The 25,061-nt window shown below is 64.5% G+C and carries 26 protein-coding genes and 1 pseudogene; 11 read left to right on the top strand and 16 right to left on the bottom strand.

What is annotated here, in order from left to right; all coding sequences use genetic code 11:
* Nucleotide 1 precedes the first annotated feature (1 nt).
* The 5 genes from OB916_RS01460 (at nucleotide 2) to OB916_RS01440 (ending at nucleotide 4,994) form a co-directional block, all read left to right on the top strand.
* A complete protein-coding gene (locus OB916_RS01460; RefSeq protein WP_315907496.1) occupies nucleotides 2-460 on the top strand; it encodes a hydrogenase maturation nickel metallochaperone HypA/HybF in 459 nt (152 codons plus the stop codon).
* Entirely contained in the window at nucleotides 457-1,332 is an 876-nt protein-coding gene (gene hypB / locus OB916_RS01455) for a hydrogenase nickel incorporation protein HypB (RefSeq protein ID WP_315907495.1), read from the top strand. Before OB916_RS01460 ends, hypB begins: the two co-directional genes overlap by 4 nt.
* Nucleotides 1,333-1,410: 78 nt before the next feature.
* Nucleotides 1,411-3,723 (top strand): carbamoyltransferase HypF, encoded by a 2,313-nt coding sequence (gene hypF, locus OB916_RS01450; protein ID WP_315907494.1) that lies wholly within the window; start codon nucleotides 1,411-1,413, stop codon nucleotides 3,721-3,723.
* A 131-nt stretch (nucleotides 3,724-3,854) separates the two neighbouring features.
* A complete protein-coding gene (locus OB916_RS01445; protein WP_315907493.1) occupies nucleotides 3,855-4,310 on the top strand; it encodes a type IV pilin N-terminal domain-containing protein in 456 nt (151 codons plus the stop codon).
* Between the two features lie 210 nt (nucleotides 4,311-4,520).
* A complete protein-coding gene (locus tag OB916_RS01440) occupies nucleotides 4,521-4,994 on the top strand; it encodes a type IV pilin N-terminal domain-containing protein (RefSeq protein WP_315907492.1) in 474 nt (157 codons plus the stop codon).
* Between the two features lie 54 nt (nucleotides 4,995-5,048).
* On the opposite strand, the gene purF is transcribed toward OB916_RS01440, so the two are convergent.
* The 3 genes from purF to OB916_RS01425 are packed head-to-tail and all read right to left on the bottom strand — an operon-like array spanning nucleotide 5,049 to nucleotide 6,846.
* Nucleotides 5,049-6,485, bottom strand: coding sequence for an amidophosphoribosyltransferase (gene purF, locus OB916_RS01435; protein ID WP_315907491.1), 1,437 nt, complete (start codon nucleotides 6,483-6,485; stop codon nucleotides 5,049-5,051).
* Between the two features lie 5 nt (nucleotides 6,486-6,490).
* The gene (locus OB916_RS01430) at nucleotides 6,491-6,664 is read right to left on the bottom strand and encodes a 50S ribosomal protein L37e (RefSeq protein ID WP_229109077.1); all 174 of its coding nucleotides are present in this window, start codon (nucleotides 6,662-6,664) and stop codon (nucleotides 6,491-6,493) included.
* Entirely contained in the window at nucleotides 6,661-6,846 is a 186-nt protein-coding gene (locus tag OB916_RS01425; RefSeq protein WP_315907490.1) for an LSM domain-containing protein, read from the bottom strand. The genes OB916_RS01430 and OB916_RS01425 overlap by 4 nt, the downstream gene beginning before the upstream one ends.
* A gap of 246 nt (nucleotides 6,847-7,092) precedes the next feature.
* Between OB916_RS01425 and OB916_RS01420 the strand changes: the two genes are divergently transcribed.
* Nucleotides 7,093-7,701, top strand: coding sequence for an undecaprenyl diphosphate synthase family protein (locus OB916_RS01420; protein ID WP_315907489.1), 609 nt, complete (start codon nucleotides 7,093-7,095; stop codon nucleotides 7,699-7,701).
* An 87-nt stretch (nucleotides 7,702-7,788) separates the two neighbouring features.
* On the top strand, nucleotides 7,789-8,487 hold the full coding sequence (locus tag OB916_RS01415) for a hypothetical protein (RefSeq protein WP_315907488.1): 699 nt from the start codon (nucleotides 7,789-7,791) through the stop codon (nucleotides 8,485-8,487).
* On the opposite strand, the gene OB916_RS01410 is transcribed toward OB916_RS01415, so the two are convergent.
* The 3 genes from OB916_RS01410 to OB916_RS01400 all read right to left on the bottom strand — a co-directional run bounded on the left by OB916_RS01410 (nucleotide 8,484) and on the right by OB916_RS01400 (nucleotide 11,591).
* A complete protein-coding gene (locus OB916_RS01410) occupies nucleotides 8,484-9,227 on the bottom strand; it encodes a hypothetical protein (RefSeq protein ID WP_315907487.1) in 744 nt (247 codons plus the stop codon). The two genes, OB916_RS01415 and OB916_RS01410, sit on opposite strands and share 4 nt — an antisense overlap.
* Before the next feature lie 70 nt (nucleotides 9,228-9,297).
* On the bottom strand, nucleotides 9,298-10,128 hold the full coding sequence (locus OB916_RS01405) for an aldo/keto reductase (protein WP_390884001.1): 831 nt from the start codon (nucleotides 10,126-10,128) through the stop codon (nucleotides 9,298-9,300).
* A gap of 92 nt (nucleotides 10,129-10,220) precedes the next feature.
* Nucleotides 10,221-11,591 carry a geranylgeranyl reductase family protein gene (locus tag OB916_RS01400; RefSeq protein WP_315907486.1) on the bottom strand — a complete coding sequence of 457 codons (1,371 nt, stop codon included), beginning with the start codon at nucleotides 11,589-11,591 and terminating at the stop codon, nucleotides 10,221-10,223.
* Nucleotides 11,592-11,825: 234 nt separating this feature from the next.
* Between OB916_RS01400 and OB916_RS01395 the strand changes: the two genes are divergently transcribed.
* Nucleotides 11,826-12,587, top strand: a complete 762-nt coding sequence (locus tag OB916_RS01395; protein ID WP_315907485.1) for a proteasome assembly chaperone family protein — start codon at nucleotides 11,826-11,828, stop codon at nucleotides 12,585-12,587.
* A 78-nt stretch (nucleotides 12,588-12,665) separates the two neighbouring features.
* Here the strand turns inward: OB916_RS01395 and OB916_RS01390 are convergent.
* The 10 genes and pseudogenes from OB916_RS01390 to OB916_RS01345 form a co-directional block, all read right to left on the bottom strand.
* A pseudogene (locus OB916_RS01390) lies at nucleotides 12,666-13,930 on the bottom strand (RNA-guided endonuclease InsQ/TnpB family protein).
* 426 nt (nucleotides 13,931-14,356) lie between these two features.
* Nucleotides 14,357-15,259 carry an ornithine carbamoyltransferase gene (gene argF / locus OB916_RS01385; protein WP_315907484.1) on the bottom strand — a complete coding sequence of 301 codons (903 nt, stop codon included), beginning with the start codon at nucleotides 15,257-15,259 and terminating at the stop codon, nucleotides 14,357-14,359.
* Nucleotides 15,260-15,271: 12 nt separating this feature from the next.
* On the bottom strand, nucleotides 15,272-16,390 hold the full coding sequence (locus tag OB916_RS01380) for a [LysW]-lysine hydrolase (RefSeq protein WP_315907483.1): 1,119 nt from the start codon (nucleotides 16,388-16,390) through the stop codon (nucleotides 15,272-15,274).
* The gene (locus tag OB916_RS01375) at nucleotides 16,387-17,520 is read right to left on the bottom strand and encodes an aspartate aminotransferase family protein (RefSeq protein WP_315907482.1); all 1,134 of its coding nucleotides are present in this window, start codon (nucleotides 17,518-17,520) and stop codon (nucleotides 16,387-16,389) included. The genes OB916_RS01380 and OB916_RS01375 overlap by 4 nt, the downstream gene beginning before the upstream one ends.
* Complete coding sequence (locus OB916_RS01370; RefSeq protein ID WP_315907481.1) at nucleotides 17,517-18,377, bottom strand: acetylglutamate/acetylaminoadipate kinase; 861 nt, start codon at nucleotides 18,375-18,377, stop codon at nucleotides 17,517-17,519. Before OB916_RS01370 ends, OB916_RS01375 begins: the two co-directional genes overlap by 4 nt.
* 13 nt (nucleotides 18,378-18,390) lie before the next feature.
* The gene (argC, locus tag OB916_RS01365) at nucleotides 18,391-19,428 is read right to left on the bottom strand and encodes an N-acetyl-gamma-glutamyl-phosphate reductase (RefSeq protein WP_315907480.1); all 1,038 of its coding nucleotides are present in this window, start codon (nucleotides 19,426-19,428) and stop codon (nucleotides 18,391-18,393) included.
* Nucleotides 19,425-20,330, bottom strand: coding sequence for a lysine biosynthesis protein LysX (lysX, locus tag OB916_RS01360; RefSeq protein ID WP_315907799.1), 906 nt, complete (start codon nucleotides 20,328-20,330; stop codon nucleotides 19,425-19,427). Before lysX ends, argC begins: the two co-directional genes overlap by 4 nt.
* 38 nt (nucleotides 20,331-20,368) lie before the next feature.
* A complete protein-coding gene (gene lysW / locus OB916_RS01355; RefSeq protein ID WP_315907479.1) occupies nucleotides 20,369-20,533 on the bottom strand; it encodes a lysine biosynthesis protein LysW in 165 nt (54 codons plus the stop codon).
* A 177-nt stretch (nucleotides 20,534-20,710) separates the two neighbouring features.
* Nucleotides 20,711-22,210 carry an argininosuccinate lyase gene (gene argH, locus OB916_RS01350; RefSeq protein WP_315907478.1) on the bottom strand — a complete coding sequence of 500 codons (1,500 nt, stop codon included), beginning with the start codon at nucleotides 22,208-22,210 and terminating at the stop codon, nucleotides 20,711-20,713.
* 1 nt (nucleotide 22,211) lies between these two features.
* Nucleotides 22,212-23,432 (bottom strand): argininosuccinate synthase, encoded by a 1,221-nt coding sequence (locus OB916_RS01345; RefSeq protein WP_315907477.1) that lies wholly within the window; start codon nucleotides 23,430-23,432, stop codon nucleotides 22,212-22,214.
* Between the two features lie 122 nt (nucleotides 23,433-23,554).
* Between OB916_RS01345 and OB916_RS01340 the strand changes: the two genes are divergently transcribed.
* The 3 genes from OB916_RS01340 to OB916_RS01330 all read left to right on the top strand — a co-directional run bounded on the left by OB916_RS01340 (nucleotide 23,555) and on the right by OB916_RS01330 (nucleotide 24,984).
* On the top strand, nucleotides 23,555-23,680 hold the full coding sequence (locus OB916_RS01340; protein ID WP_315907476.1) for a hypothetical protein: 126 nt from the start codon (nucleotides 23,555-23,557) through the stop codon (nucleotides 23,678-23,680).
* Between the two features lie 125 nt (nucleotides 23,681-23,805).
* Nucleotides 23,806-24,189, top strand: a complete 384-nt coding sequence (locus OB916_RS01335; protein WP_315907475.1) for a VOC family protein — start codon at nucleotides 23,806-23,808, stop codon at nucleotides 24,187-24,189.
* A gap of 24 nt (nucleotides 24,190-24,213) precedes the next feature.
* Nucleotides 24,214-24,984 carry a PHP domain-containing protein gene (locus OB916_RS01330; protein WP_315907474.1) on the top strand — a complete coding sequence of 257 codons (771 nt, stop codon included), beginning with the start codon at nucleotides 24,214-24,216 and terminating at the stop codon, nucleotides 24,982-24,984.
* The last annotated feature ends 77 nt before the right edge of the window (nucleotides 24,985-25,061 follow it).

Below are 25,061 nucleotides of genomic sequence, written 5' to 3'. Positions count from 1 at the left end.
CATGCACGAGTTCTCCATCGCGAGCCAGATCCTCGATACTGCCCGCGAACACGCCGAAGAAAAAGGCGCAGTCCGCGTCACGCGCCTCGAAATCGAGGTCGGAGAGGCCAGCCACGTCAACCCCCGCCAGCTGGAGACCTGCATGGAAGCGGCCAAGACCGGCACGATCGCAGCGGACGCGACAGTCGAGATCGAGACGGCCGCCCCCCACGCCGAGTGTGCGTGTGGCTGGAGCGGTCAGCCGGACGTCGCCAAGAACGCGCTGGTGTACGCACCCGACCTGACCTGCCCGGAATGTGGCGATCGGATCGACCTCGCCGGCGGCGACAGCTGTCGGCTGATGAGTCTGACCGTCAGCGATGAGGACCCGACTGGCGAGGGATCGACTGGCGGGGACCCAACTGGCGAGGAGCCGGACGAGGAATCGACCGACGAGAGCACACAGACCGAGACAGCATGACCTACAACCACACCTACGACAGTCCACTGCAGGACGCGATCGGACGTATCGTCGACAGGCTGGTCGACGCCAGCCGGGGCACGCCGGTCGGCCCGGCGAAAGCCCACCGGTTCGGCCACGGGGATCACGATCACGACGCCGACGACGCCGAGGCCGACATCCTCGAACAGTTCGCAGAACAGGCCGACGACCTCCACGAGCAGATCGTCCACGAGCACGGGATCTTCGTCGCGGAGTTTCTGGGTGCGACCGGGGCAGGGAAAACGCGCCTGATCGAACGCCTGATCGACCGCGCGCCGGAAGAGGAGACCATCGGCGTCATCGTCGGCGACGTCGCCGGAGAGGACGACGCGACGCGGTTCCGCGAGCGCGGTGCCGAGGTCGCGAACGTCAACACCGGCAAGGAGTGTCACCTCGATCCCGGCCTCGTCGAGGACGCTCTCACGGAGTTCGATCTCGACGCGCTCGACACGCTGTACATCGAGAACGTCGGAAACATGGTCTGTCCGGCGGACTTCCCGCTGGGCGCGCAGGCCCGCGTGCTGGTCGTCTCGACGACCGAAGGCGACGACGTCGTGCGAAAACACCCGTTGCTCTTCCAGGCCTGTGACGCGACGGTCATCAACAAGACCGATATCGCCGATGCGGTCGGCTCGGATCTGGACCTGATGGAATCGGACGTCCGAGACATCGTCCCCGGCATGGAGGTCTTCCGGACCGACGCCGAGCACGGCGAGGGGGTCGACGACCTCGCGGCGTTCCTCGAAGACCGCGGACACGCCCACGCACACGACCACGCCGCCTACGTCGAGAAGACGGCTGGTCACGGACATGCCCACGATCACGGCGAACACACGCATACACACGATTGAGCGGGGGCCGTCAACGAATCCCGGCAACGTGAGACACGGGGCGCAGTTTCTTTGGTGTCGACCACGGTGCTACGAACGATGAGTGACGAGCGAACGCGCGCGGCCGTGACCGTCACCGGCGTCGTTCAGGGCGTCGGCTTCCGACCGTTCGTCTATCGGACCGCCGTCGACAACGACCTCGGCGGCTGGGTCAAAAACACCGGTGACGCCGGCGTCGAGATCCGTCTCGAAGGCGGTCGCGAGGCGATCGATTCGTTTCTGGATCGACTGCGACACGACCCGCCACCGCTGGCTCGCGTCGAGACCGTCGACGTGGCCTGGGAAGAACCGGCCGACGAACGCGATTTCGAGATCGTCCCTTCGAGCGACGCCGACGGCGGGTCGGGAACGATCCCACCGGACACCGCGATGTGCGACGCCTGCCTGGAGGACATGCGCGACCCGGACTCCCGGTATCACGACTACTGGGCGACCTCGTGTGTCGACTGCGGGCCGCGCTACACGGTGATCCGGTCGCTGCCCTACGACCGGCCGACGACCTCGATGGACGCGTTCCCGATGTGCGAGGCGTGTCGCGAGGAGTACGAGGACCCGGCCGATCGGCGATATCACGCCCAGACGATCGCCTGTCCCGACTGCGGTCCGTCCCTCGAACTGCTCGACGAGGACGGCAACCAGCTGGCCGACGATGACGAGACGGCGATCGAGGCTGCCTGCGACCGACTGGCCGGGGGCGATCTCGTCGCGATCAAGGGGATCGGCGGCGCGCACCTCGCCTGCGACGCGACCGATCCGGACGTGGTGGAACGGCTCCGCGAACGGACCGGCCGCCCGGAGAAGCCATTCGCCGTGATGGCTCCCGACATCGAGTCGGTCGAATCGTTTGCGTCCGTCTCCAGCGCCGAACGCGACGCCCTGACAGACACGCGCCGACCGGTCGTCCTGCTCGAGGAAGACGGCGATCAGCGGTGGTTAGAGGCTGTCTCGCCCGGCCTGCACACCGTCGGGGTGATGTTGCCCTACGCCGGCTTGCACCACCTGCTGTTCGATCACGTCGGCGGCCCGCTCGTGATGACCAGTGCGAACATGCCCGGCACGCCGATGGCGACGACCACTGAAGGTATTCTCGAAGACCTCGGCGGCGTCGTCGACGCCGCACTGGTCCACGACCGGGAGATCGTCGCCCGCTGTGACGACAGCGTCGTCCGATTTGCGGGCGGGCAGCGCCGGTTTGTCCGTCGCTCGCGGGGCTGGGTTCCACAGTCGGTCCCCCGGTGGCCCGCAGTCGACGGTGCCGGCGACGCCGACGCGCCCGACGTACTCGCGCTCGGGGCGGAGTTCGACGCGACGGTCGCGCTCACGCAGGACGACGACGTCTACCCCTCACAGTACATCGGCGATGTCGACAGTCCCGAGACGCTGTCGTATCTGACCGACACGGTCGCGCACCTCCAAGAGTTGCTCGGGATCGACCCCGGGGTCGTCGCCTGCGATCGCCATCCGGACTTCCTGACGACCGAACAGGCGAAGCGATACGCCGAGCGGGATGGGCTGGAGGGGCCAGTCGCGGTCCAGCACCACCACGCACACGCCGCCTCGCTGCTGGCCGAACACGAACGCGAGCGGGCCGTCGTCGTCACCGCCGACGGGACTGGATACGGGCCCGACGGAACGATCTGGGGCGGTGAAGTGCTCGATGCGACCCTCGAAGACTACGATCGCGTCGGCGGACTGGCTCCGTTCCGGCTGCCCGGCGGGAGCGCCGCGGTGGAGTCGCCGGCTCGGATCCTGGCGAGTCTGCTCGACGACCCGGATCGGATCGACGAGTTGCTCCTCGAACGTGGCGTCGTCGACCGGCCGTCGGACGCTGCGACGATCCGCGCGCAGGTCGAGCAGGAGGTCAACAGCCCGGTCACGACCAGCATGGGGCGGGCGCTGGACGTCGTGAGCGCGCTCCTGGGCGTCTGTTCGGAGCGGACCTACGAGGGCGAGCCGGCGATGAAACTGGAGGCGGCGGCAGCCGAGGGCCAGTCAGTCGACCTGTCCGTTCCGCGAACGACCGTCGACGGTCGGCCGGCGGTCGATCCCGCCGCGCTCGTGGGGCGACTCGACGCGAAACGTGACGAACGCTCGACGGCCGATCTCGCGGCGACCGCCCAGGAGACGCTCGCCCGCGGGTTAGCGGACATCGCGATCGAGGCGGCAACCGACCGTGGCGTCGACGCCGTCGGGTTCACCGGTGGGGTCGCCTACAACGACGCGATCACTCGGACGGTCCACGAGCGTGTCAGAGCCGCAGGGCTGGAGTGGCTGAGCCACGAGCACCTGCCGCCGGGCGACGGCGGGATCGCAGTCGGGCAGGCGACCGTCGCGACCGCCCGCTGGTCGTAGCGTTCTCAGATCTGTTAATCGGGCAGGTTCCTTTATATTCAGTGAGTATGATTTTCCGATAGAACACGCGAATCACGGGTACGGCGGCAGGCAGGACGTGCTGTCGTGCCCACCGCGTGGGTCAGGCAACCATGAAACTGAAGCAACTCTTTACGGACGACGACGCAGTGAGCCCCGTGATCGGCGTGATCCTGATGGTCGCGATCACGGTGATCCTCGCGGCCGTCATCGCCACGTTCGTCCTCGGACTCGGTGAATCGGTCAGTAGTACTGCTCCGCAGGCGAACTTCCAGGAGGATTACGAGGCGGGAGGTTCGGGCGGCGACATTAACCTCTCGTCAAGTGGAGACGGCCTCCTGACGGTCACCCATACCGGTGGTGATGCGATCGCCGCGGAAAACCTCTACATGGCAAACGGAACGGACCGTAAGGATTGGACGGCCACCTATAATTCGGGAGATAAGATTAGCGCAGGCAACTCGATCACGGTCGACGTGGATGACGACGCCACCATCCGCGTGATCTGGTCGGACGACAGCAAAGATAGTTCCGCAGAGTTGAGCAAGTGGACCGGCCCCAACGCGTAATCGAATCTCGTTTTATTTTCCCTCGCAAGCAACGACATCCCCCAGTACTTCCCCGCGTAGCATTTTCAGGCTCGTTAATTAGATGTGGCTCTTTATAATCGGGGAGACTAACATCTCGGTAGAGCACGCTAGGGTACGCGGCAAAAAGACGCTGACAGCAAGCTGTTGGCGAATTGATCCCTGTCGTACCTGTGCGTGAACGCTCAAACTATGAGATTGAAGCAACTCTTCACAGACGACGACGCAGTGAGTCCGGTGATCGGCGTAATCCTGATGGTCGCGATCACGGTGATCCTCGCGGCCGTCATCGCCACGTTCGTCCTCGGACTCGGTGAATCGGTCAGTAGTACCGCCCCGCAGGCGAATTTCCAGGAAGATTATGAAGCGGATTCGAGTGGTGGTGACCTAGACTTTACTGGAAGTGGAAGTAGTGATGATGGTCTTCTCACAGTCACCCACACAGGCGGGGACAAGATTGATGCAGAAAACCTGTATTTGGCCGATGGAAGCGATCGTTCGGCCTGGACAAGTGGGAGTAGTTCGTACACTTCTGGATCAGAAATCAGTGCCGGCAATTCGATCACTGCTGACGTCGACAGCGACGACACCGTCCGCGTCATCTGGTCGGACGACAGCGAAGACAGTTCCGCAGAACTGAGCAAGTGGAGCGGTCCCGACGCGTAGACATTTCTCGCTTCTCCCGTTGGCTTTTTGCCGCAAACAGCAAAACAGCGATAGCTAGTCGTCCGCGAGCGACGACTGGATGACGGGACGTTCGACTTCGCGGTCGGTCGCTTCGCCGTCGATGTCGTAGGGGTACTCGCCGGTGACACAGCCCAGACAGAGATCGTCTCGCTGTTGATCGAGCGTCTCGGCGATCGCGTCGACCGAGAGGTACGCGAGGCTGTCGGCGTGGATCGTCTCGCGGATCTCCTCGACGGACATATCCGAGGCGATGAGTTCCTCCCGGGTGGCCATGTCGATCCCCATGTAACAGGGTGCGACGATCGGCGGCGCGCCGATCCGGACGTGGACCTCCTCGGCCCCGGCGTCGCGCATCAACTCCACGAGCTGGGTCGAAGTCGTCCCGCGGACGATCGAATCGTCGATCAACGTGACACGCTTGCCCTTGACAGTGTTTTTGATCGGATTGAGCTTCAGTCGGACGGCCCGCTCGCGCTCGTCCTGGGTCGGCATAATGAACGTCCGGCCGACGTACCGGTTTTTCATCAATCCCTCCGCGAAGTTGACGTCCACCCCGGCGTCCTGGGCGGCCTCGGCGTATCCCGAGGCGAACGCCCGCCCGGAGTCCGGAACCGGCATGACGACGTCGGTGTCGATGCCGGCCTCCGCGTAGAGCCTGCGTCCGAGTTCGCGCCGCGCGTCGTAGACGAGTGTCCCGTCGATGTTCGAGTCTGGGCGTGCGAAATAGACGTGCTCGAAGAAACAGTGGGCGGTCGAGTCTTCCTCGATCAACTGGTAAGAGTCATAGCCCGTCCCATCCGGATGGAGCACGACTAGCTCGCCCGGCTCGACATCGCGGACCAACTCGCCGTCGAGCGTGTCGATCGCGGCCGACTCCGAGGCCAGCACGTAGCCGTCTTCGAGTTCACCGATGACCAGCGGGCGGTTGCCCTTTGGATCGCGCACGCCCAGCACGGTGTCGTCGTGCATGATCGTCAGCGAATACGATCCGTGAATCCGTCCCATCGTTCGCTTGACGGCGCGGACCAGGTCCTCTTCGAGCAGGTTGCGTGCCAGGTCATGCGCGATGACTTCGGTGTCCCCGTCGGAGGTGAACGCATGTCCGAGTTCGGCAAGCTCGTCCCGTACCTCGTCGGCGTTGACGAGGTTGCCGTTGTGGCTCAGTCCGAGCGAGCCGGACTTGAAAGAGACAGAGAACGGCTGTGCACAGCTCTTGTCGAGCGCGCCGGACGTGGGATACCGAACGTGGCCGATCCCGTTCTCGCCGTTCAACTGACCGAGGTCCCCTTCGTCGAAGACATCGCCGACCAGTCCCGTCTCGACGTGACTGTGCTGCTGGAACCCGTCGTGAGTGACGATGCCGGCGGCTTCCTGGCCGCGATGCTGGAGCGCATACAGCGAGTAGTATAGCGGACGAGCGGCGTCACGATCCTGCAAAGAGATTCCGACAACGCCGCACTTCTCGTGCATTTCTGTTATTCGCCGGCTTTACTCTGCCACTCGTAGTCCCGTCGCTTCGCCGACTTGCCGAAGCCACAGGACGCACAGACGCCCTTCTTGACGTGATAGGATTTGTTTCCACACCGTCGGCACTTGACGTGTGTGGTCTTGTTCTTTTTGCCCTGGCTTGGAGTTCCTTTGCCAGTCATGGACTAATTGTGACGACGTTATCCCCGCGTATAATCGTTGTGTCTTCGCCCTCCTCGATGACGAGATTCATGTGCTGGTCGTACCCGGCGAGTTCGCCGGTGTAGACCTCGCCGTCTTTCAGATGGACTGTCACGGTCTCTTCAAGCGACGCTTCGAGCACGTCGAGCGGTCGTCCACTCATAGTCGTATGCGCAGACTTCGCGGTCTTAAACGTGTCGGGTCACAGGTGCGCGCAGGCGGCGAAGACGTGTACTCGAACGCCCAGCGCGAACGACCGGATCCGACATCTACGGATTAGTGTCCGTCTGTTCCGTATCGACCGCCCGATGTAGGGCGGTCGGAGCGATAAATTGGCACAATAATCCGTAATCAGCGTGTGTCGGCGGACTATCCAAGCGTTTTATTTCCTCGATACGAAACCGTGTCTGTGGGTCTGTACGATCGCTATCTTGCTGCACGCATCCGCTGGAGTGACGCGTCACTTCCCGAATCGGTCGCGATCGTCCTCACCGAGCGGGATCTGCTCGAGAAAGGAGCCTACGAGACGCTCGAACGATGCTGGCGTTGGGCATTCGAATACGGTGCCTCGCACGTGCTGGTGTACGTTAGCGTCCTCGACGAAGAGGCGGTCCCGACGTTACAGCGCCAGTTCGACGACGTGGACGCCCCGCGCTCGATCGCCGTTCGCGGCCCCAACAACGACCGGCAGGCAAACGCACCGATCCAGGTGAGTATCGGCCTGGGGGGCAAACACGAGTTCGCGACTGCAGTCCAGGGATTGGCCGAAGAAGTCGCTGCCGGAGAGCTCGATCCGGACGACGTGGACGAGTCGGCGATCGAAAAACGACTGGTGTTCCCCACGGCCCCGGATCTGGTCGTCAAGACCGGAGCGGAGCGGCTCTCGGATTTCATGATCTGGCAGTCGGTGTACTCCGAACTGTACTTCACCGACGTGAACTGGCGTGACTTCCGCAAGCGAGACTACCTCCGGGCGTTGCGGGACTACCAGACACGCCAGCGCCGGTTCGGTCGGTGACTCGCCGTCGCGACCGTCGTCGCTGGCCCGGGGCGATCCCGCTCGCGCATCCGGGTGTTTTTGTCCCGCCCGAACCGACCACCACCCATGGACGTACTCGGTGACCTCGTGAGCCCCGAACGCGGCGACGACACGCTGTGGATCCATCGTCCGGGGCCGCGAAGCCGCTCCTGGAGCGGCGAGCAGTTCTGCGTCGACGCCTGGAAAGCCGGGAATCTCCTGCGCCACTACGGCGTCCGCGAGGGGGCGGCTGTCGCGCTTCTAGACGGGGGCGAGCAGCCGGACCCCCAGGCGTTGATCGGGCTCTTCGGTGCCTGGACCCTCGGCGCGGCCGTCCGACCGAACCCGTCCGACCTGGACGGGGTCGACGCCGTGGTCGGGCCGACAGACGGTCTCGACGGTCGAGACCTGCCGCCCGGCTGCAAAGCACTGGGGTTCGGTGATCCGCCCGACGATCCGACCGTCGCGCACTTCGAGGGCGAGCGCTGGAGCGAGAATCCGGTCCAGTTCCCCGCCGACGTCGAACCGTCGGATCCGGCGCTGGAGGCCGGTGGCCAGGAATACACACACGCCGAGCTGCTTGCGGACGGACGAGACGTGAGCGAGGCGTACGGTCTCGGGGCTGACGACCGCGTGGGCCTGCAGACGTCTCTCTCGGATCCCGAGGCCGTCGTCGCCGGTGTGATCGCGCCGCTACTGGCGAGCGCGACGATCACACTCGGTGGCGAGGCGACAGCGACAGTCAGAGCACGCGACGGGAGAGTCGAACTGTCAGAGAGACGTTAGTCTCGCGGACGGACGTAGTTCGCCAGCGTCACGAGCGTCCCGAGGACCCAGCCGATGGGGACCGCGATTCCGAACCACATCCCGACGTACGCCGGACCCTGCAGCGTGTAGTTCTCCCGGAGGTAGGTGTTGATGTCGGCGACGGTCAGGACGTTGTCGAGCAGCCAGATCGCCAGCGACTCGCTGCGCGGGAAGACGACTTCGGCGAGTTGCTGGGAGTACAGTGCCGCCACGACAGGGGGGAGGAAGATCGCGGTAATCGCCAGCGGATAGGAGACCAGTACGGTCGAGACACGACCACCGACCCGACTGGTCAGGATCGCGAGCACGGCCGAGACAGTCGCGACGACGCCTGCGGCGACGACGGCGACGACACCGGTGGTACTCATCTCGAGCTGGAACTGTGCGAGCACGGAGAGGGCACCCCAGACGACGACGGAGAGAACGACCACGCCGAGGATTCCGACCCGGGTGGCCGCCGAGTCGATCTTGCTCGCCTGATAGCGCAACACGTATCCCAGCAGCACGAGTGGGTAGAACAGTCCGACGACCGGGGCGCCGATGGCCGCCCACAACTGATACGCGATACGACTCCCTGTCGTCTGTGGACGCCACTTGCCCAGGACTGTCTGCTCGGCTTCGAGCTGGCGTGGATAGATCAGCTCCATCCAGGTCTCGTGGAGGCGCTTGAGATCGATCTGGATCGCCCCGACGAGTCCCGTCCGATTAGCGGCCGACATACTCACGGGTTCGGACGCCCGCTGGTTAATAGTTATAGGTCTCGGGTCGCGTCCGACGACGGCCGCAGTCCTACCAGGGCGCAAACCCGGGATCGACCTTGCGACGCGTCCGGTCGATATTATCGATCTTCCGGAGGTCCTCGTCGTCGAGTTCCAGGCTCAGACTCTCCCAGTTGTCCCGGATATGTGCCTCGCTGGTCGCTTTCGGGATCGCCGTGATGTCGTTCTCTCGCAGCCACGCCAGACTGACCTGCGCCTCGCTGACGCCGTGTTTCTCGGCGATCTCCGTCAGCACGTCCACCTCGAAGACGTCACCGCGAGCCAGCGGCGAGTACGCGACGATCTCGACGTCGTGTTCGCGGGCGTATTCGCGCAGTTCGGTCTGCTGGAGCATCGGGTGGGTCTCGACCTGGTTGGCGAAGATCGGCGCGTCGAGGTGCTCGCGCGCCTCGTCGATGTGGCGCGGCTCGAAGTTGCTGACGCCGATGTTCCGGATCGTCCCCTCGTCGTACAGTTCGTCGAACGCCTCCAGCGTCGCCGCGGGTTCGTAGGTGCGTGACGGCCAGTGGACGTACAGCAGGTCGAGATAATCGGTTCCGAGCCTGTCGAGGCTCTTCTGAGTGGTTTCGAGGACGTCCTCGTAGTCGAGATTCGAGATCCAGACCTTCGTCGCGAGGAAGATCTCGTCTCGATCGACGTCGGCAGCGGCGATCCCGTCGCCGACGGCGTCCTCGTTACCGTAGGCCTGTGCGGTGTCGATGTGCCGATACCCCATCTCCAGGGCTGTCCGGACGCTATCGACACACTGGTCTGGGTTGTCGTTTTCCCATGTGCCGAGACCGAGCATCGGCATCCCCTGCGCACGCGGTACGCTCTCGGGTGTCAATTCGCTGGATGACATCGTTCGAACAGACGAGTTCAACTCCCTAAGTCGTTCTGAACCGTGTGGGCGAATACCACATCCAGCGGTCGGATCCGCTGTGGAAGCCGCGCTCAGTATTTCGGCTCGGCTCCGACCTGATCGTAGAAGCGATCCATGAACTGGTCGCGATCTCGTTGCCAGCGTTCGAAGCCCGCCGGCGTCGACGGGAACTCGTCGTAGATGGATTTGAGTTCGTCGGCCATCGCGTTGACCTGATAGGCGTCGTACAGCGTCCGCCAGTGGCCGAACGTCGAAAGAGCGAGTTTGACTTTGCCGAGCAGGTCCATCGAAGCCGTCCCCTCCTTGCCGAGCACGTCGATCAACTGCTGGGCCGGGAGCGACGCGACCACGTCGGTCAACTCGTCGATCGAGTGTGCGGTCCCGAAGATGTTGTACAGGTCCATCGCGGCGAAGCGCTTGCCGAAGTCGGCCTGAATCCGGTGATTGTACGCCCACAAGGCCTCCTCGCCGACCGACTCCTCGATGACGGCGTCGATGGCGATTTCGCCGGCCCAGTGGCCGGCTTTGGCTGCCCCGGGGATGCCGCCGCCGGTCGTCGGATTGACGTGCGCCGCGGCGTCGCCAGCCGCGAGAAAGCCCGGCGCGACCGCCGAGTCGTACGGCCGACGCGTCGGCAGCGCGGCCCCGAATTTGTCTTCGACAGTCGCGGTCTCGAACTCGGGTCGCGTCAGGAGGTCCTGACGAAGCGCCTCGACCAGCTGCATCGGTTCTTCGGTCATCTGAAAGCCCAGCCCGACATTGATCTCGGTTCCCGTCCGCGGGAAGTACCACAGGTAACCCAGCTCTTCGGTCGGCTTGAACACCAGCGCGTCGTCGTACTCGACGGGCTCGTCCACGTGGAGAATCTCCCGGTAAGCCGAACAGAAGTGCGTGTAATCGACGTTCGTATCGAAGGTCGCGTCCGAAAGGTCGGCCTTGTCCTGCAGGATCGACAGTGCTCCGGCCGCATCGATCGTCACCGGGGCCTCGTAGCGACGCTGCGAGCCGTTCCGGGTCGCGACGACGCCCTCGACGACGCCCTCGTTCTGGATGACATCCTGGACGAGTGTGTCGTAGTGGATCGTCGCGCCGGCGCGGTCGGCCTCTTCCAGCAGTACCTCACCGTAGCGCTTGCGATCGAGTATCGCACCCGACTGGTCGCCGAACGAGTATTCGATCTGCTCGCCGCCGGGGAGTTCGAACAGCGCCCGCTGGATCTCCTCGTTAGTGAACGACTCCGCGCGGAGGCGCTCCCGATCGATCACGTCCGGAAACGTACTCGCCCCCTTGATCGCGTCGCCGCAGGCGATATGGCCGGCTTCGGCTTCGGATTTCCGTTCCAGAAGGACCACGTCCAGGCCTTCGCGGGCGACAGTCGCGGCTGCGAACGCACCGGCAGTGCCACCCCCGACGACGATCACGTCGAACTGTTGGCCGGTCATCGCCGACTCATTCTCCACGACATCGCAAAAACCTGTCGTGAACGTGCGGCCCGGGAAATCGAGTTTCCGCCGGGAACCATCACGTCCCTTCTGAGTGCACTTGTCGCGTTCACACACTGTTTTGTGTGTCGAACCAACCATATCACCGACCGGCTGAGCTGATGTCGTTCTCGATCGGCTGATATATATTCTATTACATTGGGTATTTTATGTTTTGAGTGAGATAGTTTCGACATGGTCCCAGACCCCACGTTCGAAGTCACAGTATCAGGAGACCAACAGCCTGGACGCTCACTCGTCGTCGGCCTGTCCCACTCCGGGATGGCCGGGCTTTCTGCCGTCGACTACCTCGTCAGACATACGGACGCCGAGGAGATCGGGCACATTTCGCCCGACGAGTTCCCCGCGATCGCGCCCTTTCAGAACGGCGAGCCGCGCCACCACACCCGGCTCTATCACCTGCCGGACGCGGACATCTCGGTGCTGGTCGGCGAGCTGTTCGTCCCCGTCTGGGCGGCTCAAGCGTTCGCTGATGCGATCATAGACTGGATCGACTCCGAGCCAATCGAGGAGATCGCGATCCTCCACGGGGTCCCGTACCCACATGGCCCGGACGAACACAGCGTCTTCCACGTCTCGACGCCCGACTATCGCACGCGACGGCTCGACGACACAGACGTGCAGCCGTTAGGGGGCGGTATCCTCGATGGCGTCGCCGGCGAGATCATCACGCGCAGCCTCGACGATCGCGCACCACCCGTCGGAATATACGTCACCCCGGCCCATCCGCCCGGCCCCGATCTCGACGCCGCGCTCCTGCTGCTGGACGCTATCCAGGACATCTACGACGTGTCGGTCGACGCAGAGGAGTTGAAACGACGCTCGGAGGAACTCAAGCAGTACTACACCGAGCTCTCCGAACGGATGCAGTCAATCAGCGACGGCGAGCAACCGCTCGGAAGCCGAGACTATCCAGACGACCGCATGTACATGTAAACTACCCTCCCCTACTTCGCTCGGGGGCAATGGCCCCGCTCGCTCGTTGAGGGAAGGGCTTTCGCGTGGACTCCCGTTCTATGCCTCAGCAGAGGCAGGAGGGTTGTACTCCCCACTCACGTTCAGCGTCCCGCGATTCAAGCGCACGTCTACAGGTGCGCCTCCGTCGTCTGCGTTTTGCCGACGTGACGAGACGCTTCACGTCTCGTTCGCACACCAGAAATCGGAGATTTCTGGGGACGCCGGAGATACTGAAGGCCGATGTTTTTCGCCGCGTTGTAGTCGGCGTGGTTCTGGTAGCCGCAATCCAGACACTCGAAGTCCTCACCGTCGCGGTTATCATCGTGGGTAAACCCACAGGTCGAACACCGCTTCGACGTGTTCCGGGGGTCTACCTGAACGGTTTCGACGCCCTGCTCTCTGGCTTTGTAGGCGACGTACTCGTAGAGGCGGCGGAACGCCCACAGATGATGCCACGATGCCTGTGGGACGTTCTCACGAATATCTGTTAGGTCCTCGAACACGATATGCGAACAGTCGTGTTCGACAGCTTCGGCTACAATTTCGTTGGCAACACGATGCAGGAATATCTCGAAGCGTCCGTCCTCCTTGCGCTCGACACCTGCTATCGCGTCGTGTGCCGCCCGTGTTCCACACTGCTGGAGGTCGCCCCGCCGCTGTTCGTACTCTTGCTTCCAGTGGTTGAACTCGTCTGCCGACCAGAACCGTCCGGTCGAAGCGACTGCGAGTTGGTTCACACCGAGGTCCACACCGAGGACTGTTCTGTGCCCGGTGGTGGGTTCGGTGTCGTCGTCCTCTTTGAGCATCGACGCATGGAGATACCAGTCACCGTCGCGCCGATGTAGTGTTGCCCGCCGAAACTCGTAGTCCTCGTTGGCGACGTACTTCGTCGGCGGTGTCCTGGGATTTTCAGGGAGAATATAATCGCACTCGATTCGTCCGTCCGGTGTCGATAGCGAAACGTGGTCGCGGTGGAACGTGGCACTTCGCTTGTCGTAGACGGCGGTATCCGCCGTGAATTTCGGACGGGACGTATCTTGGTCGTTTTTGAGCCGTTCGACGCCGCTCTTGATGGATTCGACGGCCTGATGAATCCCTTTCTGGACGAGATTCGCGGTCAACTCCGTGTCCTCGCGTAGCTGGTCGTACAGCGCATCTTCGGCCTTCGCCTTGGATGTGACGTGGTAGCCGTCGTCACCGTGCCAGCACCACTCGCTCGCGGTGTTGGAACAGTATTTGAATTGCTCGATAGTCTCCCGCAGGTGTTTATCCGCGCCTTCGGGCGTGTCGAGCTTGATAACGGCGGTACGACGGTACTCCACGATGTTTTCATATATCTTCTTGTAGTTGCTTAATAGGTGGGGATTAGTAGGCAATAGTCTGGAGGGTGGTCAGTACCGGGTCGGCTTCTGCGCGCGGGCTTCGCCCGCTCGCACGGCCCGAGGGATCGCAGATCCCTCGCTGTCCTCCCCACCCTACTCGCTTGTGCTTCCGCCGGGGCCGGAAGCCCGGCGCTCCCTGAGGGTGGGGCCTCCGCCTCGAATTAGGTGAAACCGCAACGTCATTCGGTCGCTCGTTCCCTCGCGACCGGTCACGACTGCTCGCTCAGCCACACTAACAGCCCTTTCTGGGCGTGCAACCGATCCTACAGCCACCTTTTTCTCGTCGGGTTCGCTCACTCCGTTCGCGAACCACTTCTCGAAAAAGCTGGACCAAAAAACCCTGGTCGCTCGTTCCCTCGCGACCGGTCACGACTGCTCGCTCAGCCACACTAACAGCCCTTTCTGGGCGTGCAACCGGTTTTCCGCCTGGTCCCAGACGATCGCGTTGTCGCTCTCGACGACCTCGTCGGTCACCTCTTCGCCGCGATGTGCCGGCAGACAGTGCATCAGCTTCCGGTCGTCGACGAGGTCGGTCGTCACCTGAAAGCCGTCGAACGCCTGGAGTTTCTCCTCGCGCTCGTCCTCTTCGCCCATGCTGACGAACACGTCCGTGTAGACGACGTCCGCGTCCGCGACCGCAGCCTGGGGATCGTGGGTCGTCTCCGGCTGCGTGCCGAGTTCCCCTGCCCGGTCGAGCACGTCGTCGTCGATCCCGTAGCCCTCGGGCGTCGCGACGGTGAGATCGACCCCGACCATCGCTGCACCGAGGGCGAACGACTGCGCGACGTTGTTGCCGTCACCGACCCATGCGACCCGGACCTCGTCGAACCCGCTGAAATGTTCGCGGATCGTGAGCAGGTCCGCCAGCGTCTGGCAGGGATGGGCCTCGTCGGTCAGCCCGTTGACGAACGGCACGGTCGCGTACTCGGCGAGTTCCTCGGCGTCCTCGTGGTCGAACAGCCGCGCCATGATGACGTCGACGTACCGCGAGAGCGCCCGGGCAGTGTCCTTGATCGGCTCGCCGTGGCCGAGATGGATGTCGTCCGGTCCGAGGAAGATGGCGTGGCCGCCGAGCTGCGTCATGCCGGTCTCGAAGGAGACGCGGGTCCGGGTGCTCGGCTTCTCGAAAATCATTCCCAGCGTCTGGTTGTCGAACGGTTCGTCGGCGGTTCCGGCCTCGTGGGCGGCCTTGCGGTCGGCCGCGCGTTCGAGGACGGTCAGCAGTTCGTCGGGCGTGAGGTCGTCGATGTCGAGCAGGTGGCGTGTCATGGGTCAGGTGTGTTATGGTTCGAGCAGGGTCTCGGTCACGTCCGCGAGGACGTCGATCGAGCGGTCGTACTCCTCGAGGGGAAGGTGTTCGTTCGGCGCGTGATCAAGGTCCGAGTCACCGGGCCCGTAGGTGACCATCGGGCAGTCCCAGGCGTCGGCGTAGACGTTCATATCGCTGGTCCCGGTCTTGCGAAGCAGGCGCGGCTCACCGTCCTGACGGCGGATCGCCGCCCGGAACGCCCGCGCCGGTTCGGTCCGGGGACTCATCATCACGGGTTCGACCTGGTCGTCCCAGTGGACCGTCCCGTTTTCGAGGTGGCCGCCGGCGATCTCGCGGATCTCCTCGGTCGTGTACTCCGGCGGGACGCGCAACTGCAGGCGCATCGTCGTCTCCACCGAGAGCCCGTCCTTGGAGATGCCGCCGTCGATGCTGGTCGGCTTGGGCGTCACGCGCTCGAAGACGGGTACCCACTCGTCGTGGCCGAACTCCTCTTCGACGCGACGCCACCAGTTGATGGCGTCCTGGATCGCGTTGTCGTCCGGCCGGGAGGTGTGCCCGGATTCGCTGGTGGCGACGTAGTTGCCGCCCAGCAGGCCACGGTAGCCCAGCGTGATCCCTTCCCAGCCAGAAGGCTCGCCGTTGACTACCGCGTCCGGTTCGGTCTCGCGGTCTTCGACCAGGTGCTCGCCGCCGCGGGAGTCGACCTCCTCACCGACGACGCCGACGAACGACGCGCCAGTCTCGACGGCGACGACAGCCATCGCCGCGAGCGGCCCTTTCGCGTCGACGCTGCCCCGGCCCCAGAGGACCTCGATCTCCTCGTCGGGATCCTCGCCGACCAGATCGCCGCCGTACCGCGCCTCCGAGCGGGGCATCTCTTCGACTCGGACGGGAATATCGCCCGGAACGGTGTCAATATGGCTGGTCAGCAATACGCCGTCGTCGGCGGGCGCGCGGACGTTTCCGATTTCGTCGATCCAGACCTCCCGGTCGTGGCTCTCGAGGAAGTCCACGAGCACACCGGCGGCCACCTCCTCGTTTGGTGTGACCGACGGCGTCTCCACGAGATCGACGAGCAACTCGCGGGCCTCGGTCGTCGAGACTGTCGGGGTGGGAACGGTCGTGCTCATGCGTCTGTCAGTAGATCAGTAAGGGCCTCGACCACTTGATCGGCCTCCGATTCGGTGATCGTCAGCGGCGGGAGCAGTCGGATCACGGTCCGGCCCGCCGGCAGCGCCAGGATCCGATGTTCGAGTGCCAGCTGCTTCAGGTAGCGGTTCGCACCGCGCTTGACTTCGACGCCGATCATCAGCCCCTCGCCGCGCACCTCGCGCACGTCGTCGCCGAGCGCAGCTTCGAGTTCCTCCCGGAGATACGAGCCGACATCGCCTGCGTGAGCGGGAATCTCCTCTTCGACCATCGTCGAGACCGTCGCGCCCGCGGCGGCGGAGATGACCGGCCCGCCGGAGAACGTCGAGGCGTGGCTGCCGTAGTTCTCGGCGACCCAGTCGCGGACGAGCGTCGCGCCGACCGGGAAGCCGTTGCCCAGCCCCTTCGCCGAGGTGAGCATGTCCGGGACGACGTCGACCTGCTCGGCGGCCCATAGCGTGCCAGTCCGGCCCATGCCAGTCTGGACCTCGTCGAAGATCAGCGCCGCTCCGGCTTCCTCGGTTATCTCGCGGGCGTCCTGCAGGAACTGTCGGGTAGCGGGGTTGATCCCGCCCTCGCCCTGGACTGGCTCGACGATGAACGCCGCGGTGTCCTCGTCGACGGTCTCGGCGAGCGCCTCGCTGTCGTTGTACGGGACAAACTCCACGTCACCGATCAGCGGCTCGTAGGGCTTCTTGTACTTGTCCTTCCAGGTCGTCGCCAGCGCGCCCATCGTCCGGCCATGAAAGCCCTGCATCGTGGCGACGATCTTCGAGTCGCCGGTCGCACTCCGGGCGAACTTGAGTGCTGCTTCGTTGGCCTCGGTCCCGGAGTTACACAGCCAGGTGTTGTCGATGTCGCCCGGTGCGGTCTCGGCGAGCAGCTCGTACAGCGCCGTGCGCTGGGCGTTCGGGTACGAGGCCTGCACGTAGGTGATCTTCTCGAACTGCTCGGTGACTGCCTCCTGGACGGCGTCGTGGCCGTGTCCCAGTGGGACGCAGGCGTACGAGGCCCCCATGTCGAGGTACTCCGTCCCCGTGTCGTCGTAGACGTACGGTCCATCTCCGCGTTCGATCTGGATCGGCTTTTCGTTGAAGACGAATCCGCTCATTGTCTCTCCTCCGCTGAATCGTCAGTGTCGCTTTCGAGTGCACTCGCATGCACGTGTGTTCCGGCCCCGTCGAGTGCCGACGTGATCGGTGCCTCGGCGTTGGCGTCGGCGATCACGGCCTCGGGCGTGCCGCCCGCAAGCGCCTCCTCGACGGCCATGATCTTCCGACCCATGAAGCCCTCGGCCGCGTCTTCGAGCGTCGACCAGTCCTCGGGCGTCTCGACGCGCTCGATCAGCGTTTCGGGATCGTCCGGATCCTCGTAGACGCCCTCGACGTCTGTCAGCAACACGAGCGTCGCCTCGAGTGTGCCCGCGATGGCCGCGGCCGAGCGGTCGGCGTCGGTGTTGACGGCGATGACCTCACCGTCATCCTCGCCCGCCATGGGGGGTCCGGCGACCGGCGTGTACCCATCCGCGAGCAGCGACTCGAGCAATTCGGCGTTGACCTGCTCGATCGTCCCCGAGTGGTCGCCGCGCCTAATCTTCTTTTTGCCGTCCTCGACGACGCGAACCGCGGACTTGCGCGGGCCGTACAGGAGCTTGCCGTCGACGCCGTTCAGGCCGACTGCGTCGACGCCCTGACTCTGCAGACCGGCGACGAGTCGCGTGTTGAGGTGGCCGAAGACCATCTCGAAGACTTCCATCGTCTCCTCGTCAGTGAACCGCCCCACGACCCCGCTAGGGGTCTCGACGTATTCCGGCTCGATCCCCATGCGTTCGAGCGTGTCGTCGACTTTCGTCGAACCGCCGTGGACGACCACCACGTCTTCACCCGCTTTGGACAGCGTTGCGACGTCCGCCAGCGCTCCTTCCGGGTCGACTGCGCGGGCACCGCCGACCTTGACGACGACGGTCACTGCGACCACCCCGTCATGGTGCCCCCACGGGGTGCAGCCCCTGGAACTCCAGGCCAGCAGTCTCCTCGATTCCCAGCGCGATGTTGGCGGCGTGGACAGCCTGACCGGCAGAGCCTTTCATCATGTTGTCGATGGCCGAGAAGATCACGAGGCGTTTGTTTCCGGGGTCGAGTTCGAAGCCGACCTCGGCCCTGTTGGTCCCCGCGACGGCCTTGGGCTCGGGATAGCGGTAGACGCCACCGCCGCCCGCGACCAGTTCCACGAACGGCTCGTCCTCGTAGGAGCCGCGATACGCTCCCCAGAGGTCGCCCTTCGAGACCGGCTCGTCCGGGAAGACGTGCGCGGTCGCGCTCGCGCCGCGGATCATGTCGACGGAGTGTGCCGTAAAGGAGACCCCTGTTCCCAGGAACTGCTCGATCTCGGCCTCGTGGCGGTGGCCCGTCGGTGCGTAGGGACGGACGACGCCGCTGCGCTCGGGATGGGACGAGGCTGGACCGCCACCGGCACCGCCCTCCGAGGACCCGACCTTCACGTCGACGACGATCCGCTCGTCGCCGGAGAGGACGTCGTTCTCGAACAGCGGCAACAGCCCGAGGATCGTCGCGGTGGCGTTACAGCCGCCCGAGGCGATCAGTTCCGCGCCCTCGAGGTTCTCGCGGTTGAGTTCCGGCAGGGCGTACTCGCTTTCGGCCAGCAGTTCGGGCCGGCTGTGGCCGTCGTACCACTCGTCGTACTGGGCCTCCGTCTCGAGACGGAAGTCCGCCGAGAGGTCGACTACGGTGTCGGCAGCCGCCTGAAAGTCGTCGATCCGCTCCATCGAGACGCCGTGTGGCGTCGCTGCGAACAGCACGTCGACCGAGTCGAGATCCGTGGGATCGGAAAACCGCAGATCCAGATCCCGGAGGTTCGGATGCGAGTGGCCGACGGTCTTGTTTTTCTTCGAACGACTCGTCGCCTGCTCGATCTCGAACTCCGGATGGCCGGCGAGCAGGCGGAGCAACTCGCCGCCGGTGAAGCCGGTGCCACCGACGACGCTTGCCGTATACGTCACTGTGATTTCACCCCTGCGTTCGTCTCTAGCCAGTCGACGACCGCCGCAGGCACGTCCACGTCCACCACGTCGTTCAGTGCCTTGAACTCGACCGTGTGGTTGACTTCGTGGACAGTGTAGCCACCGGCTCGCGGCTCATCGCCGCTCGCGTCCCGGGCGCCGCTGCGCGACGCCCCCGTTTCCATCAAGTCAATTCCCAGCAACCCGCCGCCGACGGCCTCGCTCGCACGCTCGACGAGGTCGAGCGCCTCGTCGTCGAGTTCGAATTCGGCGGTCTCGGCACCCTTCGCAGCGTTGGTCAGCCAGTGATCCGAAGAGCGGACCATCGCAGCTACCGGCTCGCCGTCGGTCGCGAGCACGCGAATGTCGCGACCGGGCTTGTCGACGAACTCCTGGACGTAGAAGATCTTGTGTTCGTAGTGGCCCAGCGTCTCCTTGTGTTCCAGGACCGCTTCGGCGGCGTCGCGGGTGTCCAGCTTGGCCATCAGCCGTCCCCACGAGCCGACGACGGGCTTGAGCACGCACGGATAGCCGAAGTCCTCGACGATCTCCAGCGCGGCGTCTTTGGTGAACGCGACCTCCGTCTCGGGCGTCGGGATCCCCGCCTCTTCCAGCACCAGACTGTTCTTCACTTTGTCCGCGCAGATTTCAGCCGTCTCGGGCTCGTTGACGATCGGCACGTCGTAGGCCTCGGCGAACTTGCTCGCATAGAGGCTGCGCGAGGTCGCGAGACAGCGATCGAGCAGTAGATCCACGTCCGCGAACGCCTCGGGCGGTTCCGACAGCGAGAAGCGCTGCTTGCGGACGTCGATCTTCGTGACCTCGTGGTCGCGCTCGCGCAACTCGTTCAACAGCAGCTTCTCGTCGCGACGGATGCGCGAGTACAGCAGTCCGACGTTCATGCTCTGATCACCCCGGGCGATTGTCCCGCGATCACGGCTCACTCACCCCAGTCCTCTTGGAGTTCGGGCGCGGTATCGAGATCGACGGGATCCGTCCCGACGACCTCCAGCTCCCCGCCGCAGGTCGAGCAATCGACGATCTCTCCGACTTCGAGGCTCTCGTGCAGGGTCAACTCGGCCCCACACTCGACGCAGGTTGTCATAGTACCACTCACTCACGCATCCATCTACTTAAACCCACCGAACTTATCAAAATATATTACTGATCAAAGCCCCGACTAACGGCTATAGAAGCGCTGTTAACGCAAATAATCTGATACTGTATACGTAATATGATATTTTAGCCCCCACCGGGGGGTCGTCGGATTCGCGGTCGAGTCTCAGACATAGGTAGCGACCTCCGAGTCGAGGCGTTCGGCCGCCGTCGCAAGCGCGTCCTGTCGGTCCTGCAGGGCGCGCTCGTCGCTGTCGAGGCGGTCGGTTGCCACCTCAAGCTGATCGGTGACGGCCTCGGGCGCAGGTCCGCCACGGGAGTTACGCGTCCGGACAGACTCGGCCGGGTCGAGCGCGCGCTCGACCGCGTCACGATCGACATACGCCGAGAGCGAGTCTCCCAGGACTTCTTCGGCAACGGCATCGAGGGTCGCGTAGTCGGGCGCGTTCTCGTCGTGTTTCAGGGTCTCTGCGGCACGCGCGACCACCTCGTGGGCGGTCCGGAACGGCACGCCACGCATTGCCAGCAGGTCCGCGATGCCGGTCGCGGTCGAGAACCCCTCGCCAGCGGCCTCGGCGAGCGTCTCAGCCGGCCACTCGGCGGTCGTGACCGCGCCCACGGCCACCTCGACGCTCTCGGTGACGCTGTCGATGGCGTCCCACGCGTGGCGTCCCGCCCGCTGGAGGTCGCGGTTGTACGCCCGCGGCTGGCCTTTCAGGTTCGTGAGCAGGCCGTTCAGCCCCGCCGTCGCGTCGCCGGTACGGCCGCGGACGAGTTCCAGCGTGTCGGGATTCTTCTTCTGGGGCATGATCGAGGAGGTCGAGGCGTACTCGTCGGCCAGCTCGACGTGGCCCTTGCTGGCCATGACGATTACATCCTCAGCGAGCCCGGAGAGCGTCGTCGCCAGATTCGCGAGGGCCGCGGTGACCTCCACGAGGAAGTCCCGGGTCGCCGAAGCGTCCATCGAGTTCTCCGCGACCCCCTCGAACCCGAGCAGTTCGGCCGTCCGCTCGCGATTCACGTCGAAGGGCGTGCCCGCGAACGCGGCCGACCCGAGCGGGTTCTGGTTGAGCCGGTCGTAGGCGTCGAGCAGACGGCCCGTGTCGCGGGCGAGCGCCTGCTCGTAGGAGGCGATCCAGTGACCGACGGTCGTCGGCTGAGCCGGCTGGAGATGCGTGTAACCGGGCATGACCACCTCGCGGTGGTCGGCGGCCATCTCGACGAGCTGCCGGCGCGCTACGACGACCGTTGCGATCGTCTCCAGCAGGTCCTCGCGCAGTCGGTAGCGAATGCAGGTCGCCACTTCGTCGTTTCGCGAGCGGGCAGTGTGCATCTTGCCGCCGTCCTCGCCGACGCGCTCGATGACGGCCGACTCGATGGCCTCGTGGACGTCTTCGCCCTCGGGCAACGCGTCGTGGCCGTCGGCTTCGATCTCGGCAAGCGCGGCGAGTATCTCGCCCGCGACCTCGTCGTCGATGACGTACTGCTCGGCGAGCATCACGACGTGCGCGCGATCGACCGCCAGATCCGCCTCGAAGATCCGCGCGTCGTCCGCAAGCGAGGAGAGGAACCCGCGGGCGGGCCCGCCGCTGAAGCGGTCCCGGCGGACGACTGTCTGTTCGATGTCGTCCTCTAGGCGGTCATCGCCGGGTCCCTCTTCGCTCATCCTATTCCCCCCCGTCGCCTTCGAGTTTTGCCGTGACTTTCTTTGCCAGACGCGACTGGAAGCCGTGGTACTTGGCGACGCCGGTAGCGTCCTGCTGGGTGATCCCTCCCGAGACGTCTTCCTCGTCGAAGCTCGCTGCCGACTCGGAGTAGACGGCGTACTCGCTCTTGCGAGAGACCGCACGGCAGTGCCCGCCCTCGAGCTTGACCGTCACCGTACCAGTAACGCGTGACTGGGTCTCGTCGATGAACCCCTCCAGCGCGTCGACCAGCGGCGCGTCGATCAAGCCCTCGTAGGCCTTCTGGGACCACTGCTGGTCGATCTGGGTCTTGAACTGGCGCTCCTCCTGGGTGAGCACGAGCCCCTCCAGCGCCTCGTGTGCGGTCAGCAAGACCGTCGCAGCGGGATGTTCGTAGTTCTCGCGCACCTTGAGTCCGAGCATGCGGTCTTCCATCATGTCCGTGCGACCGACGCCGTGGGACCCGGCCTGGGCGTTGAGCTGTTCGATCAGTTCGACCGATCCCAGCTGGTTGCCGTCCAGCGCCACGGGAATCCCATCCTTGAACTCGATCTCGACGAGTTCGGCCGCCTTGCCAGAGGGGTTGTCGGTCCACTTGTAGATGTCGTCGTCGGGGATCGTCGCGGGGTCTTCCAGTTCCGAGCCCTCGATCGAACGACTCCAGAGGTTGGTGTCGACGGAGTAGCGACCACCGTCACCGCCCTCGACGGGCAGCCCTTTCTCCTTCGCGTACTCGTTTTCCCACTCGCGGGTGAGTCCGAGTTCGCGGACGGGGGCGATGACCTCCAGGTCGGTGTCGCGCCAGACCGCCTCGAAGCGCAACTGGTCGTTGCCCTTGCCCGTACAGCCGTGTGCGAGCGCGTTCGCGCCCTGCTCGATGGCGACGTCGCGGATCGCCTTGGCGATGACCGGCCGCGCCAGCGCGGTCCCCAGCGGGTAGCCCTGGTAGTCCGCATTGGCCTTGACCGCGCGCAGACACAGGTCCGCGAACTCCTCGCGAGCGTCGACGACGTACTGGTCGACCCCCAGCGCTTCGGCAGTCTCCTCGGCCTCCTCGAACTCGTAGTCGGGCTGGCCGACGTCGACGGTGACGCCGATGACCTCGTCGAATCCGTACTCTTCTTTCAGTAGCGATACGCCGACTGTGGTGTCGAGCCCGCCCGAGAAGGCGAGCGCGACGGTCCCTGAATGTTCACCTGGCATTGTTGTCGTGTCGGGAATGTTTTTCCCGCCCGGAACCCGACAGTGGGCGGTATCGAGTGTGTGAAACCGTGTCCGTCGTGGGAAAGAATAGTAGCAGGGCCTAACGGCCCCGTCGTCGTCGGATGTCGTCGACACCCGACCGACCGCTGGACGGAGCCCAGCCCCGTCGTCGGATCGTCGCGAAAACGGAAGCGGACCCCTCGCTGGCGACCTCGCGTACGCCGGGCGTCGCGGTCCGCGTCATGTAGCCATTGGTATTCCCAGAAGAGTACTAATACTTTCCGGGACGCGACCGCCGTGGGTCTCCTTGTCGTGGGTCGCCCTCTCAATCTCTGTCGGGATCCTTTTGCCCACACCAGCCGTTCGCTCGTCCATGTCCGGTATCGTTTTCTTCGGGACGGCCGATCGCGGGCGGGTCGTCGAGTTCTACAGGGAGCGGTTGGGCTTCGAACAGTGGCTGGAGCAGCCCGAGTGCACGATCCTGCAGTACGAGAACCTGCTCGTCGGGTTCTGCGAGCGCGACGGGGCCGAGACAGGCGGCGTCGTCACGGTCGTCGAGGAGACGCGAGACGAGGTTGACAAGCGCTACGACGACCTCGCTGACGTGGCCGACAATCCGCCGAGCGAGAACGAGCCGTACCGCATCTACAACTTCTTCGGGACCGATCCCGACGGCAGATCCTTCGAGGTGCAGACGTTCCTGCACGAGACCGAGCCGATTCGCGAGGGGAACCCCGGGCCCGACCGAAACCCGTAATCCGCGCGATACCTGACGACCACTATGTACGATTATCACGCTCATTCGAACTACTCGGACGGGGATTTTCTGGCAGTCATGCTCGCGGCGGCCCAGCAGCAGGGACTCGACGGAATCGGGTTCGCCGATCACTGTAACGTCTCGGCGGACCCGTCACAGCAGCAGTTCGCCAGGGAGTTCGGGTTCAACCTCGATCTGACCCACGAGCGTCGCCGGGACGCGATTGAATCGCTCCGGGAGCGATATGATATCGCGATCTTCGACGCGGTCGAGATGGATTACCGGCCGGCCGACGAGTCCGACATCGCGGAATTTCTCGAGACGGCCGCGTTCGATTACGCGATCGGTAGCGTCCACACCGTCGAGGGACACAACCTCCACGACGAGACGTATTTCGGGGCGAAATCACAGGCGGAGCGCCGAGACGTCGTCGAGACCTACGTCGACCGCGTGGTGTCGATGATCGACGCGGAGCTGTTCGCGATCGCCGGACACGTCGATCTCCCACAGCGCAACGAGGTGCTGCGAGGGCTGTTTACCGAAGACCACTACCGGCGGATCGCGTCGGCCCTGGAGACCTCCCGGACGGTCCCGGAACTGAACGCCGGGCGCGTCACTGACGGGTACGGACAGTTCCATCCGGGGCCGGACTTCCGCGAGATCCTGACCGAGTACGACGTGCGGTTTACCCTCGGAACGGACGCCCACACGCCTGCGAGCGTCCGCGAGAACGCCGACGAGCTGACGGCGTTCGTCGACCGATGGGACGTCGACCCGGTCGTCGTCCAGACGTGATCGATCGGGTTCGAAGCCCTTAAGCGCGCCAACGGAAAACGTTCGATAACTCGCTGGTGGCGGGCTCCAGCGGGCAC

The sequence above is a fragment of the Halapricum hydrolyticum genome (genome assembly GCF_025517535.1).
In the GTDB taxonomy this organism is placed as follows: domain Archaea; phylum Halobacteriota; class Halobacteria; order Halobacteriales; family Haloarculaceae; genus Halapricum; species Halapricum hydrolyticum.
Note: the sequence above shows the minus strand (reverse complement) of the source record. Positions and strands in the feature narration are given on the sequence as shown.